The 16,541-nt window shown below is 72.7% G+C and carries 18 protein-coding genes and 1 pseudogene; 11 read left to right on the top strand and 8 right to left on the bottom strand.

From position 1 onward, the window contains the following. Positions 1-80: pseudogene (locus tag AOK11_RS47000) on the bottom strand (TetR/AcrR family transcriptional regulator); the annotation flags it as partial. 171 nt (positions 81-251) lie between these two features. Here AOK11_RS47000 and AOK11_RS14685 point away from each other — a divergent pair. Together AOK11_RS14685 and AOK11_RS14680 are read left to right on the top strand one after the other, a co-directional pair. Beyond that, positions 252-1,478, top strand: a complete 1,227-nt coding sequence (locus AOK11_RS14685; RefSeq protein ID WP_055594153.1) for an acyl-CoA dehydrogenase family protein — start codon at positions 252-254, stop codon at positions 1,476-1,478. A gap of 169 nt (positions 1,479-1,647) precedes the next feature. Then, on the top strand, positions 1,648-2,310 hold the full coding sequence (locus tag AOK11_RS14680) for a thiaminase II/PqqC family protein (RefSeq protein ID WP_055594152.1): 663 nt from the start codon (positions 1,648-1,650) through the stop codon (positions 2,308-2,310). Between the two features lie 45 nt (positions 2,311-2,355). On the opposite strand, the gene AOK11_RS14675 is transcribed toward AOK11_RS14680, so the two are convergent. The 5 genes from AOK11_RS14675 to AOK11_RS14655 all read right to left on the bottom strand — a co-directional run bounded on the left by AOK11_RS14675 (position 2,356) and on the right by AOK11_RS14655 (position 7,186). Beyond that, positions 2,356-2,592: a DUF6213 family protein gene (locus tag AOK11_RS14675; protein ID WP_055594151.1), complete on the bottom strand. Its 237-nt coding sequence runs from the start codon at positions 2,590-2,592 to the stop codon at positions 2,356-2,358. 25 nt (positions 2,593-2,617) lie between these two features. Then, complete coding sequence (locus tag AOK11_RS14670) at positions 2,618-4,003, bottom strand: NADP-dependent succinic semialdehyde dehydrogenase (protein WP_055594150.1); 1,386 nt, start codon at positions 4,001-4,003, stop codon at positions 2,618-2,620. A gap of 77 nt (positions 4,004-4,080) precedes the next feature. Then, on the bottom strand, positions 4,081-4,545 hold the full coding sequence (locus tag AOK11_RS14665) for an NUDIX hydrolase (RefSeq protein WP_055594149.1): 465 nt from the start codon (positions 4,543-4,545) through the stop codon (positions 4,081-4,083). Further along, positions 4,542-6,101 carry an ATP-dependent DNA ligase gene (locus AOK11_RS14660; protein WP_055594148.1) on the bottom strand — a complete coding sequence of 520 codons (1,560 nt, stop codon included), beginning with the start codon at positions 6,099-6,101 and terminating at the stop codon, positions 4,542-4,544. The genes AOK11_RS14665 and AOK11_RS14660 overlap by 4 nt, the downstream gene beginning before the upstream one ends. 59 nt (positions 6,102-6,160) lie before the next feature. Beyond that, on the bottom strand, positions 6,161-7,186 hold the full coding sequence (locus AOK11_RS14655; RefSeq protein WP_420902987.1) for an NAD(P)/FAD-dependent oxidoreductase: 1,026 nt from the start codon (positions 7,184-7,186) through the stop codon (positions 6,161-6,163). A gap of 62 nt (positions 7,187-7,248) precedes the next feature. On the opposite strand from AOK11_RS14655, the gene AOK11_RS14650 reads away from it, so the two are divergent. From AOK11_RS14650 to AOK11_RS14625, 6 genes are all read left to right on the top strand, one after another. Further along, positions 7,249-7,821: a helix-turn-helix domain-containing protein gene (locus AOK11_RS14650; RefSeq protein ID WP_055594147.1), complete on the top strand. Its 573-nt coding sequence runs from the start codon at positions 7,249-7,251 to the stop codon at positions 7,819-7,821. A 139-nt stretch (positions 7,822-7,960) separates the two neighbouring features. After that, the gene (locus AOK11_RS14645; RefSeq protein WP_055594146.1) at positions 7,961-8,938 is read left to right on the top strand and encodes an NADPH:quinone oxidoreductase family protein; all 978 of its coding nucleotides are present in this window, start codon (positions 7,961-7,963) and stop codon (positions 8,936-8,938) included. Next, entirely contained in the window at positions 8,935-10,119 is a 1,185-nt protein-coding gene (locus AOK11_RS14640) for an acyl-CoA dehydrogenase family protein (RefSeq protein WP_055594145.1), read from the top strand. The genes AOK11_RS14645 and AOK11_RS14640 overlap by 4 nt, the downstream gene beginning before the upstream one ends. Positions 10,120-10,175: 56 nt before the next feature. Then, positions 10,176-11,288 carry an acyl-CoA dehydrogenase family protein gene (locus AOK11_RS14635; protein ID WP_055594157.1) on the top strand — a complete coding sequence of 371 codons (1,113 nt, stop codon included), beginning with the start codon at positions 10,176-10,178 and terminating at the stop codon, positions 11,286-11,288. 234 nt (positions 11,289-11,522) lie between these two features. Beyond that, on the top strand, positions 11,523-12,386 hold the full coding sequence (locus AOK11_RS14630; protein WP_055594144.1) for a phosphatidylinositol-specific phospholipase C/glycerophosphodiester phosphodiesterase family protein: 864 nt from the start codon (positions 11,523-11,525) through the stop codon (positions 12,384-12,386). 110 nt (positions 12,387-12,496) lie between these two features. Next, positions 12,497-12,691 carry a hypothetical protein gene (locus tag AOK11_RS14625; protein WP_055594143.1) on the top strand — a complete coding sequence of 65 codons (195 nt, stop codon included), beginning with the start codon at positions 12,497-12,499 and terminating at the stop codon, positions 12,689-12,691. Between the two features lie 65 nt (positions 12,692-12,756). On the opposite strand, the gene AOK11_RS14620 is transcribed toward AOK11_RS14625, so the two are convergent. Continuing rightward, positions 12,757-13,155, bottom strand: coding sequence for a luciferase domain-containing protein (locus tag AOK11_RS14620; protein ID WP_055594142.1), 399 nt, complete (start codon positions 13,153-13,155; stop codon positions 12,757-12,759). A gap of 95 nt (positions 13,156-13,250) precedes the next feature. Here AOK11_RS14620 and AOK11_RS46190 point away from each other — a divergent pair, with 95 nt between their 5' ends. The 3 genes from AOK11_RS46190 to AOK11_RS43430 all read left to right on the top strand — a co-directional run bounded on the left by AOK11_RS46190 (position 13,251) and on the right by AOK11_RS43430 (position 15,218). After that, on the top strand, positions 13,251-13,376 hold the full coding sequence (locus AOK11_RS46190; RefSeq protein ID WP_276204821.1) for a hypothetical protein: 126 nt from the start codon (positions 13,251-13,253) through the stop codon (positions 13,374-13,376). 140 nt (positions 13,377-13,516) lie between these two features. Further along, positions 13,517-14,101, top strand: coding sequence for a TerD family protein (locus AOK11_RS14615; protein WP_055594156.1), 585 nt, complete (start codon positions 13,517-13,519; stop codon positions 14,099-14,101). Between the two features lie 46 nt (positions 14,102-14,147). After that, on the top strand, positions 14,148-15,218 hold the full coding sequence (locus AOK11_RS43430) for a hypothetical protein (RefSeq protein WP_240497346.1): 1,071 nt from the start codon (positions 14,148-14,150) through the stop codon (positions 15,216-15,218). 110 nt (positions 15,219-15,328) lie between these two features. On the opposite strand, the gene AOK11_RS14605 is transcribed toward AOK11_RS43430, so the two are convergent. Beyond that, positions 15,329-16,519: an ROK family transcriptional regulator gene (locus tag AOK11_RS14605; RefSeq protein ID WP_063793478.1), complete on the bottom strand. Its 1,191-nt coding sequence runs from the start codon at positions 16,517-16,519 to the stop codon at positions 15,329-15,331. Positions 16,520-16,541 lie beyond the last annotated feature (22 nt).

Genomic DNA, 16,541 nt, shown 5'->3' with positions numbered 1-16,541 from the left:
ACCCGGTCGGCGGCCTCCAGCAGCTCGCGCCGGCGGCGGTCGGCGGACCTCTGCTGATCGGTCCGCTGTGTGGTGTCCATGATCTCTCCCCACCCCTGCTGATTCGGTGACGCCTGCGCAAACTAACACTGACGGTGTGACCAGCGGTGAACGGGATGACGGGGGCCCGGGGGAGTTGACTTTTCCTACCAGCCGGTAACAGACTTTGGTTACCGCAAGTAACATGCACGTGCGTCGCCGCTGGAGGGGACATGGCCGAGTTCACCATGGAGCTCAACGAGGAACAGAGGGAAGTCCGGGAGTGGCTCCACGGCTTCGCCGCCGATGTGATCCGCCCCGCGGCCGCCGAGTGGGACGAGCGCGAGGAGACTCCCTGGCCGGTCATCCAGGAGGCAGCCAAGGTCGGCATCTACTCACTCGACTTCTACGCCCAGCAGTACTTCGACGCCACCGGCCTCGGCATCCCCACGGCGATGGAGGAACTGTTCTGGGGTGACGCCGGCATCGCCCTGTCGATCGTCGGCACCGGCCTCGCCGCCGTCGGTGTCCTCGCCAACGGCACCGAGGAGCAGATCGGCACCTGGATCCCCCAGATGTACGGCGACGTCAATGACGTCAAGGTCGCCGCCTTCTGCTCCTCCGAGCCCGACGCGGGCTCCGACGTCGCCTCCATGCGGACGCGTGCCGTGTACGACGAGGCCAAGGACGAGTGGGTGATCAACGGCACCAAGACCTGGGCGACCAACGGCGGCATCGCCAACGTCCACGTCGTCGTCGCGGTCGTCGACCCGGAGCTCGGCTCCAAGGGCCACGCCTCGTTCATCGTCCCGCCGAACACCCCCGGCTGTTCCCAGGGCCAGAAGTTCAAGAAGCACGGCATCCGCGCCTCGCACACCGCCGAGGTGATCCTGGACAACGTCCGCGTGCCCGGCTCCTGCCTGCTCGGGGGCAAGGAGAAGCTCGACGAGCGCCTCGCCCGCGCCCGGGAGCGTGCCGAGCAGGGTGGGGAGAGGGTGAAGAACGCCGCGATGGCCACCTTCGAGGCCTCCCGCCCGGCGGTCGGCGCCATGGCGGTCGGCACCGCCCGCGCCGCCTACGAGGTCGCCCTGGAGTACGCGCAGACCCGCGAGCAGTTCGGCCGCCCGATCATCGACAACCAGGGCGTCGCCTTCCAATTGGCCGACATGCGCACCCAGATCGACGCCGCCCGCCTCCTGGTGTGGCGTGCCTCCTGGATGGCGGTGAACGGCAAGCCGTTCACCGCGGCCGAGGGCTCGATGTCCAAGCTGTACGCCAGCGAGACCGCCAAGCAGGTCACCGCCCAGGCGATTCAGATCCTCGGCGGCAACGGCTACACGCGTGAGTACCCGGTGGAGCGCATGCACCGCGACGCCGCGATCTACACCATCTTCGAGGGCACGAGCGAGATCCAGCGTCTGGTCATCGCCCGCACCCTGTCCGGCATGCCCATCCGCTAGGCGCCGCAAGGAACTGAGGTGGGGAGCGGCGGGCCGTCGGCGTGGAACCACTCCGGCGGCCCGCCGCTCCGCCGGGTCCCCGCGGGTGACGCCCGCCCGGATCTCGGGGGACCATGGTGGGGAAGCCGGTCGCCCCACGGACCGGCCGACCGACGCGACGGAGACCGCGATGACGCGCACGGCCCGGGAACTGCTGGAGACGATCACGCGGGAGCTGGCCCCGGACCCCCGGTCCAACCCGCTCGTACCACTGATCGCCCTCGGTGAGGCCGGCCGGGACACCCTGGCCGCGCTCGCCCTGGAACAGAGCTGGGTGATCCCCGCCGACCGCCGCGCGTTCCAGCACCTGGCGGACCGCTCCGCGGACCAGCCGCGGGCCGCCGCGTACTTCACCACCCTGGCCGAGGGCGAGGACCTGGCGGCGGCACGGCTGGACGCCTTCGCCGCGGCCTGCGGCGTGGACCGGGAGCGGGCGGCGGCGTACGGCCCCCTGCCGGGCTGCCAGGCCTACCCCGCCTACGTCGCCTGGCTGGCCCTCAACGCGGCACCGGCGGACGCCGTCCTCTCGGTGACCGCCAACTTCTCGGCCTGGGGCGGCTACTGCGCCACCATCGCCGAGGCGCTGCGCACCCACTACGGCTTCACCGACGAGGCCTGCGGGTTCTTCGACCTCTTCGCCGAACCGGCCCCCGGCCTGGACCGGACGGCGGCCGAAGCGGTCCAGGACGGCCTGGACACGGGCCTCCTCGACGAGAGCCTGGCGCGGGGGTACGGCCACCTGCTGCAGAGCTACGAGGCGCTGTTCTGGAGGACGCTGCTCCGTCCGGTCTGAGCACGCGGCCGGCGGATCGCCGCCCGCGCTTCTCCAGGGCGGGTATCAGGCCCTGCTCCCGCTGCTGTGGGCGATGCACGCCACGTCGATCCGGTCGGCCAGCTTCGCCAGTTCGATGGTGAGCGCGGCGACCGTGTCCTCGTCGAGCCGCTCGTCGCCGGACTCGACGAGATGCAGCCACCGTCCGCCCATCGTGCGCAGCAATTTGCTCACGTCCGCCGCGGAGACCTGCAAGGTACCGCGGTGGTCGACGATCAGAGGCAGAGTCACTTCGCGGTTCACAGACCGGATCGTAGCCGCGGGAGCGTCACGCACCGTGCCAAACCGTGGTGATGTTGCAGAACTCGCGGATTCCGTGCCCGGACAGCTCACGCCCGTACCCGGACCGCTTGACCCCGCCGAACGGGAGCGCCGGATGGGACGCCGTCATCCCGTTCACGAAGACGCCGCCCGCCTCCAGGTCCCGGACGAACCGGCCGACCTCGGCCTCGTCGCGCGTCCACACGTTGGAACTCAGACCGAACGAGGAGTCGTTGGCGATCAGCACCGCCTCGTCCAGGTCCGCCGCCCGGTACAGCGTGGCGACCGGCCCGAAGGCCTCCTCCCGGTGGACGCGCATGTCGCGGGTGATCCCGGTCAGGACGGTCGGCGGGTAGTACCAGCCGGGCCCGTCGGGGAGTTCGCCGCCGCACAGCACGCGCGCCCCGGACCGTACGGCGTCGTCGACCAGTTCGACCAGGTCCTTTCGGCCCTGCTCGCTGGCGAGCGGGCCGACATCCGTGTCCTCGTCCATGGGGTCGCCGGTCGTCAGTGCCCGCATGCCCCGGGTGAAGCGTTCGGCGAACGCGTCGTAGACGTCGGTGTGCACGATGAACCGCTTGGCGGCGATACAGGACTGCCCGGTGTTCTGCACCCGCGCGGTGACCGCGACCTCGGCGGCCCGGTCCAGGTCGGCGGAGGGCATGACGACGAACGGGTCGCTGCCGCCCAGCTCCAGCACCGTCTTCTTGATCATCTCCCCGGCGGTGGCGGCCACCGCGCGTCCCGCGGGCTCACTGCCGGTGAGGGTGGCCGCCCTGACCCGCTCGTCCCGCAGGATGTCGTCGACCGCGGCGGAGCCGATGAGCAGGGTCTGGAAACAGCCCTCGGGGAAGCCCGCCCGGTGGAACAGGTCCTCCAGGTACAGGGCGGTCTGCGGCACGTTCGAGGCGTGCTTGAGCAGGCCCACGTTGCCGGCCATCAGCGCGGGGGCGGCGAACCGTACGACCTGCCACAGCGGGAAGTTCCACGGCATGACGGCGAGCACCGGGCCGAGCGGCCGGTAGCGCACCAGGACCCGGGAGGCGCCGGAGTCCTTGACGTCGGACGGGTCGGGCTCCTCGTCGGCGAGAAGGTCCGCGGCGTGGTCGGCGTACCAGCGCATCGCCTTGGCGCACTTGGCGGCCTCCGCACGGGCCTGCCCCACGGGCTTGCCCATCTCTGTGGTCATCACCTCGGCGATGCTCCGCCGGTCCTCGTCGAGGAGGTCGGCGGCCCGGTGCAGCAGACGGGCGCGCTCCTCGACGGTCGTCGTCCGGTACGTGCGGAACGTGGCCTCCGCGAGCTGGAGCCGGCGCTCGGTCTCCTCCTCGCCCATGGCCTCGTAGGTCCTGAGCGTCTCGCCGTTCGCCGGATTCACCGTTGCGATGGGCATGGCTGGCCTCCCTGGGGACGGAGCGTGCATGTCGACCCTCCCGCGCAACGGTGGGCGTCGCAACGCGGAAGGGTTCCTCAGCGTGAGTGCTCCGCCAAGCGGTCGAGAAACGCCGCCTGGGCGGAGACGACCAGTTCCCGCGCCCGGTCCAGGGCGAGCCACTGCACCCGGTCCAGCTCTGGGAACTCCTGCATCCGGCCCGACTTCGGCGGCCACTCCATCCGGAAGGTGCCGGGCACGACGGCCGCCGGGTCGAGGTCGCCCTCGACGGCCCAGGCCGTGACGGTCTTGCCGCCCGACTGCCGGACCTCGCCGAGCGGCACGGCCTCCCCGTCGGGCGGCGGCAGGCCCAGCTCCTCCTCGAACTCCCGGCGCGCCGCGTCCCAGGCCGTCTCACCGGCGTCGTACTCGCCCTTCGGCACGGTCCACGCGCCGGCGTCCCGGCGGGCGAAGAACGGGCCGCCCATATGACCGAGCAACACCTCGAGCCCGTGATCGGTGTGCCGGAACACCAGCAGGCCGGCGCTTCGGGCGACCCTCACGGGCCTGTCTCCGGGTGAGCGGCGAGCAGGGTCTCCACCGTGTCCGCCTCGGCCGGGCTCTTGTCCTCGCGGTAGCGGACCACCCGGGCGAAGCGCAGGGTGACACCGGCCGGGTAGCGGGTGGAGCGCTGGAGACCGTCGTAGGCGATCTCCACGACGAGTTCCGGGCGCACGGTGACGACGTACGCGTTCGTGTCGCCTCCGCCGGTGCCGGGTCCGGTGGCCAGTTCGAGCAGCCGTTCGGTCTGCCATGTCAGCATGGCGTCGGTCATCCCCTTGAAGGTCTTGCCGAGCATCACGAAGCCGCCGTCGGCGGTGCGGGCGCCCAGGTGCAGGTTGGACAGCTTGCCGGTACGGCGCCCGTGGCCCCATTCGGCCGCGAGCACCACCAGGTCGAGCGTGTGCACGGGCTTCACCTTCAGCCAGGACGCACCGCGCCGCCCGGCGCTGTAGGGGGCGTCGAGCCCCTTGACCACGACTCCCTCGTGACCGCGCGCCAGCGCCCCGGCGAGGAAGTCCTCCGCCGTCCGCACGTCCCGGGGTCCGGACACCCTGGTGCTCCGTACCCGCATGGCCTGCGGCACCAGCCGGGCCAGTTCCGCGTGCCGGTCGGCGAAGGGAAGATCCAGCAGGTCACGGCCGTCGACGGACAGCGCGTCGAAGAAGACGGCGGAGACGGGCACGTCCCGGGCGGCCGTGGCCACGTCCACCCGGGAGCCGACCCGCCCGGAGATCTCCTGGAACGAACGGGGCCGCTGCCGCTCGTCGAACGAGACGACCTCGCCGTCCAGGACGAACCGCTCGCCCGGCAACGCCCTTGCCGCCGCCGTCACTTCGGGCAGCCGGTCGGTGATGTCGTCCAGGGTGCGGGTGTGCACGCGCACCGTCTCGCCGTCGCGGTGCACCTGGACGCGGATGCCGTCCAGTTTCTCCTCGACCGCCGCCGCCCCCAGTTTCTCCACCGCCTCGGCGACCGAGGAGGCGCTGTGCGCCAGCATCGGCAGCACGGGGCGCCCCACGGTGAAACGGAACCGCCCCAATGCCTCGGGGCCGTCCGCCAGCAGTGCACCGGCCACGGCCTGCAGCGATCCCGCCAGCATCACCGCCCGCCGCACCTCCGCCGCCGGCGCCCCGGTCGCCCGCGCCAGCCCCTCCACGGCGACCGCGTCCAGGGCCCCCTGCCGGACCTCGCCGCTGAGCAGGCCCCACAGGAACCGCTGCTCGTCCTCGGTCGCCGCGCCCAGCAGCTCCCCGACCAGCAGGGCCCGCTCGGCCTGCGAACCGGGGCCGGACACCCCGGCGAGCCGGCCGAGCAGGGCGTCGACGGCGCGGACGGTCAAGGTCGCCCGCTCCGCCGGGGCGACCGGCCGGCTCAGGGTCTTCCAGCCCACGCCGATCCGGCCCTGCGGCAGCCGGCCCGCCAGATACGGGATGACGACGGGGACGTCGGCCGTCTCCGCGTCCCGGAACAGCTCCGCGAGCAGCGCGATCTTCCGGGACCGCGCCGAGGTGGCGGCGACCTCCTGCGACACACGGGCCAGTCGGGACAGCAGCATGCAGCCATGGTGCTACGGGGTCCGGCGTTCCACACCCGGGTCGCCGAAGCGGCCGCGGATCACGCGGCCACCGCGGCGTCCAGGTCCGCCATCAGCAGATCCCCGACGATCGCGGCCGCCGCCCGGTAGCCCCCGCTCGCCGCGTGGACGACCTGTTCGGCGAAGCCGACCGCGTTGCCCGCCGCCCAGACGCCCGGCACCGAGGTCAGGCCCGTCGGGTCCACGACCGGGTAGGCGCCGAACGGGGTTTCGGACAGTTCGGCGCCGAGCCGCTCCAGCAGACCCGTCCGCGGCACGGGGCGCGGCCCGACGTACAGCACGGAGCGGGCGTGGACGGAGCCGTCGGTCAGGCGGACGCCGGTGAGCCGGTCGTCCTCGACCACCAGTTCCGCGACCTCGCCGGGCACCACACCGACACCGGCCGCGGCCAGCCGGCGCAGGTCCTGGTCGGACAGCTCCTCCTCGGCGACCGTGTGCAGGAAGAAGGTGACGTCCTTGGACCACCGGGACACCATCAGCGCCTGGTGCACACTCATGGCGCTGGAGGCGAGCACCCCGAACGGCTGGTCGCGGACCTCCCAGCCGTGGCAGAACGGGCAGTGCAGCACGTCCCGTCCGAACCGTTCGGCGACCCCGGGGACAGCGGGCAGTTCGTCCTTCAGCCCGGTGGCGACGATCAGCCGCCGCGCGCGGACGGCCCGGCCGTCGTCCAGCAGGACGGCGAACCCCGCGTCACCGGTGCCGGCACCGTTCCGGGTCACGTCCGTCACCCGGCCCGTGAGCAGTTCGACGCCGTAGCCCGCGATCTCCTCACGGCCGGCGGCCAGGAACGCGGCCGGTGACATCCCGTCCCGCGACAGGTACCCCTGCATGTGGGACGAGGGCGCGTTGCGCGGTTCGCCCGCGTCGACGACCAGGGTCCGCAGCCGGGCCCGGCCGAGCACCAGCGCGGCGGACAGCCCGGCCGCGCCACCTCCGACCACCACCACGTCGTAGCCGGTGCCGGTGCCGTCCGTCCCTCCGGTTCCGTGCGCGCGTCCTCCGCGGGTCTTCCCGCTCTTCCCGGTCATGGTGACCACCTCCACGTCGACCGTCGCCCGAGTACTACCGGATTGACAAATGCCTTTGCCGATCCTGCAATATCCGTATGACTACCGACGACGTTCTCGCGGATGTGGGTCCCCGGCTGCGACGGATCCGGAAGGAGCGGGAGGTGACCCTCGCGGGGCTGTCCGGGGCGACCGGCATCTCCGTGAGCACCCTCTCGCGGCTGGAGTCCGGGCTGCGCAAACCCAGCCTCGAACTGCTGCTGCCGATCGCGCGGGCCCACCAGGTGCCGCTGGACGAACTGGTGGGTGCGCCGCCGGTCGGCGATCCGCGCATCCGCTCCAAGCCGTTCCAGCACTGCGGACGCACCCACTGGCCGCTCACCCGCCAGCCCGGCGGACTCCAGGCCTACAAGGTGCTCGAACCGCAGCGCACGTTCGAGCCGGAGCCCCGCACGCACGAGGGTTACGAGTGGCTGTACGTGCTGTCCGGCAAGCTGCGGCTGGTGCTGGGCGAGCACGACGTGGTGCTGACGGCGGGGGAGGCGGCGGAGTTCGACACGCGCGTGCCGCACGCCTTCGGGTCGACGGGGGAGGGGCCGGTGGAGTTCCTCAGCCTGTTCGGTCCGCAGGGGGAGCGGATGCACGTACGGGCACGTCCCAAGCGGTCCTGAGGGGCGGGGCGCCCCCCTGGCGGACCGGGGCGCGGGAGGCCGTGACGCGCGAGACGGTTCCCTGGAAGCAAGCGACCGCTTAGTATGCGGTGGACCCGGTCAGGGGACCCCGACGTTCACAGCCCCGTGGAGGCTCCGCATGCAGGCATGGCAGGTGCACGAGACCGGCGAGCCGGGCGAGGTGATGAGCCTCGCGGACGTGGAGCGGCCCACGCCCGGTGAGGGCCAGGTCCTGCTGAAGGTGCGTGCCGCGAACATCAACTTCCCGGACGCGCTGATGTGCCGGGGCCAGTACCAGGTCAGGCCGCCGCTGCCGTTCACCCCGGGCGTGGAGATCTGCGGTGAGACCGAGGACGGGCGCCGGGTGCTCGCCAACCCCGCGCTGCCGTACGGCGGTTTCGCCGAGTACGCCGTCGCGGACGCCGCCGGACTGCGCTCCGCCCCGGACGCGCTGGACGACGCCGAGGCCGCCGCCCTGCACATCGGCTACCAGACCGGCTGGTTCGGGCTGCACCGCCGGGCCGGCCTGGAGGCCGGCGAGACGCTGCTCGTGCACGCCGCCGCGGGAGGGGTCGGCAGCGCGGCCGTGCAGCTCGGCAAGGCCGCCGGCGCCACCGTCATCGGCGTGGTCGGCGGCGGGGCGAAGGTCTCCGTCGCCCGCGAACTGGGCTGCGACGTGGTGATCGACCGGCGTGAGCAGGACGTCATCGCCGCGGTGAAGGAGGCCACCGGCGGCCGGGGCGCCGACGTGGTCTACGACCCGGTCGGCGGAGAGGCCTACGCCCAGTCCGCCAAGGTCGTGGCCTTCGAGGGCCGGATCGTGGTCGTCGGCTTCGCGAGCGGTGCGATTCCCAGCCCGGCGCTGAACCACGCCCTGGTGAAGAACTACTCGGTTCTCGGCCTGCACTGGGGCCTCTACAACACCAGGAACCCGAAGCTGGTCCAGCACTGCCACGAGCAGCTTCTGGAGCTGGCCGCCCGGGGCGCCGTCAAGCCGCTGGTCAGCGAGCGCGTGCCGCTGTCCGGTGCCGCCGACGCCGTGCAGCGGGTCGCGGACGGCGTCACCACCGGACGCGTCGCCGTGCTGCCCGCGGCGGAGAACGGAGCCGTAGCATGACCGACGCAGCCGAACTGAGGCGGCGCACCCAGGAGTTGCTGGCCGCGCACCCGCCCGCCACCACCGCACGCCTCGACTTGCTGCGGGCCCGCTTCGACGCGGGACTCGCCTGGGTGCACTACCCCGAAGGGCTCGGCGGACTCGGCGCCCCGCGATCCCTCCAGGCCGTCGTGGACGCCGGACTGGAGGCCGCCGGGGCGCCCGACAACGACCCGCGGCGCATCGGCATCGGCCTGGGCATGGCCGCGCCGACGATCCTGCAGTACGGCACGGAGGAGCAGCGGCGACGCTTCCTGCGGCCGCTGTGGACCGGGGAGGAGGTCTGGTGCCAGCTGTTCAGCGAGCCGGGCGCCGGGTCCGACCTGGCGGCCCTGGGCACCCGGGCGGTCCGCGTGGACGGGGACGGCTGGGTGGTCGACGGGCAGAAGGTGTGGACCTCCAGCGCCCATGCCGCCCGCTGGGCCATCCTCATCGCCCGCACCGACCCGGACGTGCCCAAGCACCGGGGCATCACCTACTTCGTCTGCGACATGACCGACCCCGGAGTCGAGGTACGGCCGCTGCGCCAGATCACCGGTGAGGCCGAGTTCAACGAGGTCTTCCTCACCGGCGTCCGCATCCCCGACTCCCACCGGCTCGGCGAGGTCGGCGACGGCTGGCGGGTCGCGCAGACCACGCTCAACAACGAGCGCGTGGCCATCGGCGGCATGCGGCTGCCCCGTGAGGGCGGCATGATCGGCCCGGTCGCGAGGACCTGGCGCGAACGTCCCGAACTGCGCACCCACGACCTGCACCAGCGTCTGCTCGGGCTCTGGGTGGAGGCCGAGGTCGCCCGGCTCGCCGGCGAACGCCTGCGCCAGCAGCTCGTCGCGGGCCAGCCGGGCCCGGAGGGCGCCGGGATGAAGCTGGGCTTCGCCCGCCTCAACCAGCAGATCAGCGGCTTGGAGGTGGAACTCCTCGGAGCCGAGGGCCTGTTGTACGACGATTGGACCATGCGGCGCCCCGAACTGGTCGACTTCACCGGTCGCGAGGCCGGTTACCGCTACCTCCGTTCCAAGGGCAACAGCATCGAGGGCGGGACCAGCGAGGTCCTGCTGAACATCGTCGCCGAGCGCGTCCTGGGCCTCCCGGCCGAGCCGCGTACCGACAAGGACGTCGCCTGGAAGGACCTGGCCCGATGAGCACGACGAGCCCGACGAACTCGACGAGCGGGACGGGGGCCGGCCCGGCGAGTCCGGTGAGCGCCCAGCCCGATCTCCTCTACTCGGAGGAGGAAGAGGCGCTGCGCGCCGCCGTCCGGGACCTGCTCACCGACCACTGCGACGCGGCCCGGGTGATCTCCCGCACCGAGTCGGACGCCCCGCACGACCTCTCACTGTGGAAGGCGCTCGCCGACGGCATGGGCCTCGCCGGGCTGCTGGTGCCCGAGGGCCGCGGCGGCCAGGGCGCCACGCACCGGGAGGCCGCGGTCGTCCTCGAGGAGCTGGGGCGGGCCGTCGCCCCGGTGCCCTATCTGACCAGCGCCGTCGTGGCCACCGAGGCGCTGCTGGCCTGTGCCGACGGGGGCGAGGTACTGGCCTCGCTGGCATCCGCGCGCCGGATCGGCGCCCTTGCCGTTCCTCTGCACACCGCCCCGGGGGCGTTCTTTCCCGCCGCCCGTGCGGCGGACGGCGTCCTGCACGGCGAGCTGACCGGCATCGCGGACGCGGACGCGGCCGACGTGCTGCTCGTCCCGGCGGACGACGGCGGGCTGTACGCCGTCGAGGCGGACGCCGTCGGCGTCACGGTCACCGGGCAGACGTCCCTGGACCTGACCCGCCCCCTCGCCCGCGTCGTCCTGGACGGCGCCCCGGGGCACCGGGTGGGCGACGCCGGACCCGCCGTACGACGGGCTCTGCGCGCGGGTGCCGGGCTGCTGGCTTCGGAACAACTCGGTCTGGCCGAATGGTCGTTGGCGGAGACCGTCCGTTATCTGAAGGATCGAAGGCAGTTCAACCGGCCGGTGGGCGGTTTCCAGGCGCTCAAGCACCGGCTCGCCCAGCTGTGGCTCGAGGTCGTCAACCTCCGTGCGGCGGCCCGCAACGCGGCGGACGCGCTGGCCGCCGACCCGGCGGCCGCGGGCGACGACGCCGATGCGGCCGTCGCCGTCGCCGTCGCGCAGGCCTATGCGGGCCAAGTCGCCGTGCGCGCCGCCGAGGAGGCGCTGCAACTGCACGGCGGCATCGGGATGACCTGGGAGCATCCGGTCCACCTGTATCTGAAGCGGGCCAAGGCCGACTCGATCGCCTACGGTACGGCGGGCGCCCACCGCGAGGCGCTGGCCGGACTCGTCGACCTGCAGGCACCCTGACGTAGCGTCATACACCTGTCCGCACAGTCGAATGCGCCGAGTACCGGTACTCGTACCCGGCAGAGCGTCCTGCACGAGAGCCCGCCGTCACGGCGGGCTCTCCCGTGCGGCCGGCTTCCCGCGAGGTGAACGTGCGACGGCGGATCGGACAACTCGCGTCACGGCACTGCTCCTTGGGCCTGCGCGGACCTCATACTCCAGAGGTCCCCGTACGCCGTTCCAGGGAGGCGGAGCATGGCCCTCACCACCCGTCGCAGAGCCCTCACCACCCTCGGCAGCGCCCTCGCGGCCTCGTTCGTCCTGCCGGCCACCCAGGCGCTGGCCGGTGAACACCGGCACCATCCGCGGCCGTTGTGGCGAGCCCACGCCCACAACGACTACGAGCACCCGCGTCCCCTCCTCGACGCCCTCGACCACCGCTTCGGCAGCGTCGAGGCCGACATCCACCTCGTCGGCGACCGACTCCTCGTCGCCCACGATCCCGAGGACCTCGACCCGTCCCGCACTCTCGAGTCCCTCTACCTCGACCCCCTCACCGCCCGTGTGCGGGCCCACCACGGGTCGGTGTACCGGTGGCACCGCACCCCGCTCCAGCTGCTCATCGACATCAAGACCGAGGGCGCGCCCACCTACCTCGAGCTCCACCGCCATCTCCGGCGGTACCGGCACCTGTTCACCACCTACGCGGGCGGCCGGGTGCTGCCCGGTCCGGTCACCGCCGTCATCTCCGGCGACCGCGCCGCCCGCACCCCCATGGAGGCCCAGCGGGTACGGCACGCCTTCTACGACGGCCGACTGGCCGACCTCGGCGGCCCGGCCCGCTCTTCCCTGATCCCGCTGATCAGCGACAACTGGACGCTCCACTTCACCTGGCAGGGCGTCGGCGCGTTCCCCGCCGCCGAGCGGCGGAAGCTGCACGACATCGTGGGCGCCGCGCACGGACGCGGCCAGGCGGTGCGGTTCTGGGCCACCCCCGACCTGCCGGGCCCCGCCCGGGACGCCCTGTGGGGCGAACTGGTCGCCGCGGACGTCGACCGGCTCAACACCGACGACCTCGCAGGGCTGGAATCCTTCCTCGACGCCCACCGCCCGCGGTAAGTCGTAGACACCACACGTTCGGAGGACAGCTCAGCCGCCCGGACGAACCCCCTGCTACGCCACACTTGCGGCCGAACGCCGCGAAGCGGACGTGGCGGAGGAGGTTGACGATGGCCATTTCCATCTCTGTGGTGCTGCTGCTCGCGATCCTGGCGGTGATCTTCCTGCGCAACGGCGGACTCAAGCTCTCCCACGGGATCGTCTGCCTGCTGCTCGGGTTCTGTCTGGCCGGATCGGGTATCGCCCCCGCCATCCACAGCGGCCTGACGGTGGCGGCGGACATCGTCAGCGGTCTGCGGCCGTGAGGAGGTCCGGGGCCGCCGGCGCCGGAGGTTCCTGACCGGCCGAGGGGCGGGGCCGGGGTGTCTTCTCAGTGTTCGGTCACCGGGTCGCGCGGCAGCACCGTGACCCGGTGGAAATTGCATCCGGAGGACGCCGGCGCGAGGGAGGGGAGAGGGGCGGCCTGGTGGGCCTTGAGAGCGACGCTCACCAGGGTCAGCAGCAGGTCGATGTCGGTGGCGCAGTCCAGATGAACCGTCACCCAGTGGGAACCCGGGACCAGTTGGATCGCGGTCGAGGCGCTCAGGTCGTAGCGGAAGCGCTGGATGGCGCGGCGGGTCAGGTGGAGGTCGACATCCCGTCCCGTGTGGAAGTGGACGACCTCTTCGCGGGCGAAACGGAGGGCCTGTCCGGTACCGCACCCTGCCTTGCAGGCGGTGAGATCAGGCCAGGCCCGAAGTCGCTCCATGGCTTGCTGCGCCGGTGTCATGGCCTCATAGTGACCTGCTCACCGTGCGGCAACCAGTGGTTGGGTGTTTCGTAATCGATCAGTGAGGCGATGTATCACTCACGCATGATCGCATCATGACGGGAAGTCACCTCACGGCCGTGCGCGGAGCCTCCGTTCTCGTGTGCGACAAGGACGGGTCGAAACCGAGCGGCGGCCGGCCCGCCCTCGACCGTGCGGAACTCGAGGCGCGGCCGGCGTGAGAGTGCCGGCGGCGGGCCTGTCGGCAGGGGCCCCGCCTTCCCTCCTCGGGGCCGGTCGCAGGGGCCGGTCACAGAAGGCGGACAGGGCATCGGGCACACTTTGCGTGTTGTAGTCCGTCTTGATGAAGGATGACCTGCTCATGATCACGCTCACGAAGGAAGACGGCCCGGCGGACCTGGACGGAGTGACCCACCTGTCCATCGGAGCCTCCTGGGACCCGACCGCCGGCAGCAGCGGCGGGGTGCTGGGCAAGATGCGCCGCAAGACCGGCACGGACCTCGACCTGATCGCCATTGCGATGCAGGGCGGGGACCCGGTGCGCCTCGCGGGTCTCGACTCGCTCGACCCGCTGGGCAACGGCTCGCTGATCCACAGCGGAGACAACCAGACGGGACACGGCGACGGGGACGACGAGACGGTGACCGTCGAGTTCGCCCGGGTCCCGTCCAACATCACGTCGATCGTGTTCGTCGCCGCCGCGTACAAGAAGGGCAGCGCCTTCCAGAAGGCGCGCAACATCAGTTTCAAGGTCTACGACGCCACCGGGGGCAGCACCCAGCAGGTCGCCGACATCTGGCCGAGCATGCTCACCCAGGACAACTGCTGCGCCGTGGCCAAGGCGATCCGGGTCGGTGGCACGTGGAAGCTCGAGGTGATCAATGTGACGGGCAAGGTCAAGCAGGGTGACGAGCATGCCCTGATGCGGTTCGCTGTCAGCAAGTAACGGGAACGGCCGGCCGAGCCGGCCGCACAGACATGGGGGCGGGGCCGTGGTGAGCCAGGTGTTCTACGGCGAGCGGTCGAGGAATCCGCTGGCACGGACCGTGGAACTGACCGGGGACCGGTTGCGCAGGGGCGGCAGGATCACGCCGTTGGGCGAGCTGAACCTCGGCGCCATGGCCGAGGCGTTCCGCCGCGGATTCTGGCTCGGAGGCGGCGGGACGGAACGCCCCTTGGAGTGGCTGCCGGAAGGGGCCGGGGTCGTGCCGGTGACACGGGTCACCGGCACGACCACGCCGTTGAAGGCACGACAGGCCGCGGAGTTCGCCCGCGCCCTGGGGGAACTGGCGGTCGAACGGTGTGGAGGGCCCGACCAGGTGACCGCGCTGGCGGACCGGGCCCGTGCCGAGGGTGTGCCGCTGTGGATCGCGCGGCGGTTCGCGCAAGGGCCCGCCGGGCCGGTCACCGTCGCCGTGGACCGACGGCTGGTGCGCGTGGACGTGTGGGGGCCGGGCGCTCCCGTGGTGCGGATCCGGGCGCCGCGCGGGTTCCACCCCGACAGCCCCGAACCGGACAAGGGCCTTCGGCTGACCGTCGGCGACGTTGCCGCGGAGCTGGTTCTCCGGAAGAAACTGCGCAAGTCCAAGAGTTCCGTGGAAGTACGACTGCCCGACCGGCACTGGGTGCTGTCGAGGAAGAACGCGGAGAGTTCGTGGCTCCTGCGCGACGAACGGCGTGCGGCTCTCCTGACACGTCCTTCGCGTTGGCCGGAGCAGGACACGGTGCTGCTGCCGTTGGCCCCCGTGCGGTACGAGAGCCCCGACCCGCTGGACGCCGTCATGGCACAGGTCTTCGCCGTCGCCTTCGGGCTGGGGGACACGACCGGTTCGGCCCGGTTCCGGTCAAAGCACCGCCCGGGGGACGGATATGAACCGGCCGACGCCGATGACGCGTCGTGGGACCGTCCCTGGTTCAGCAACCTCGGCAGGGGGAGGGACGACAACGAGCCCGGCGGCGGCGACGGCTGGGGCTCGGACGGGGGCGACGGCGGGAGCGGCGACGGTGGTGGCGGTGACGGCGGTGGTGGTGACGGAGGCGGCGGCGGAGGCGGCGGGGATTAGCCGCGAGGCCACCGGCCGCATCGACGTTCCCCTCACCCCACCCCGGCGGCGGCAACCGGCCACCACGCCCCACGGCAGACCGAACGGCCGGGGCGGCCGGACAGCTCGGCTCAAGCCCGTTCGGCGACGGACGCGGGGTCGTCCAGGACTCCCCGGACCACCGAGTGGGCCGCGCCCAGCAGGGGGCCCTCGGGGCCCAGGGCGGACACCGAGACGGGGCAGGCCGGGCCCGCCGTGCGCCGCGCCAGTTCCGAGCGGAGCGACGGCAGCAGCCAGGGGGCGAGCCCGGACAGCGCGCCGCCCAGGACGACGCCCTCGGGGTCCAGGAGATTGACCGCCCCGGTCAGCGCGATGCCCAACGCCGTTCCCGCGTCGTGCAGGGCACGTCGTACGGCGGGGTCGCCCTGCTCGGCGCGGCCCGCGAGCAGGCCCACGCGGTCCTCGCCGGGCTCCAGGCCGGCGGCGCGCAGCAGGGCCTCCTCGCCGGCGTACTGCTCCAGGCAGCCGCGGCCGCCGCACGCGCACTCGGGGCCGTCGGGCCGGACCGGTACATGGCCCAACTCGCCCGCGAAGCCCCGGTTTCCGAGCAGCAGTCGCCCCTCCACGACCACCGCGGCGCCGATGCCGATCTCGGCCGACACATGGAGGAAGTCGCGCGGGGCGTCCTTGCCGAGCCAGAGCTCGGCCAGCGCGCCGCAGTTGGCCTCGTTGGCCACGGTCAGCGGGAACCGTGCCGAGAGCAGGGCGCCGAGGTCGGTGTCGTGCCAGCCCAGGTTCGGCGCGCGGACGACAGTGCGGGCGTCGCGTGCCACCAGGCCCGGTACGGCCACGGTCAGCCCGGCCGGCCACAGGCCCTCGGCCTCGATCGCGCCGACGACCCGGAGCAGCAGCGAGGTCAGCTCCTCGCTCACGCTCCCGGGGGAGCGCCCGCGGTTCGGGACGTGGCGCACGGCCCGCGTCCGGACCTCTCCGCGCAGGTCGACCGCGCAGACCGCGAGATGGTCGACGCCGACCTCGGCGCCGATCCCGGCCGGACCGCGCCCGCTGACGGCGAGTGCCGAGCCGGGCCGGCCCACGCGTCCGGGCCGCTCGGGGCCCAGTTCCTCCAGCAGGCCCGAGCGGACGAGTTCGTCCACCAGGGTGGACACCGCCGCCCTGGTCAGGCCGATGCGGGAGGCGACGGCGGCCCGGGACAGCGGTCCCTCGGCGCTGACGGTGTGCATCACCCGCGAGAGATTGCGGCGGCGCATGCCCTGCTGTGTGTCGGGCAGTGCGCGTCGCTCCGGGCCGGTCGAGGGCAGTGCCCGCCCCGGGCCGGGCGGG

Origin of the sequence: Streptomyces hirsutus, assembly GCF_001418415.1 — a bacterium.
Lineage (GTDB): Bacteria > Actinomycetota > Actinomycetes > Streptomycetales > Streptomycetaceae > Streptomyces > Streptomyces hirsutus.
Note: the sequence above shows the minus strand (reverse complement) of the source record. Positions and strands in the feature narration are given on the sequence as shown.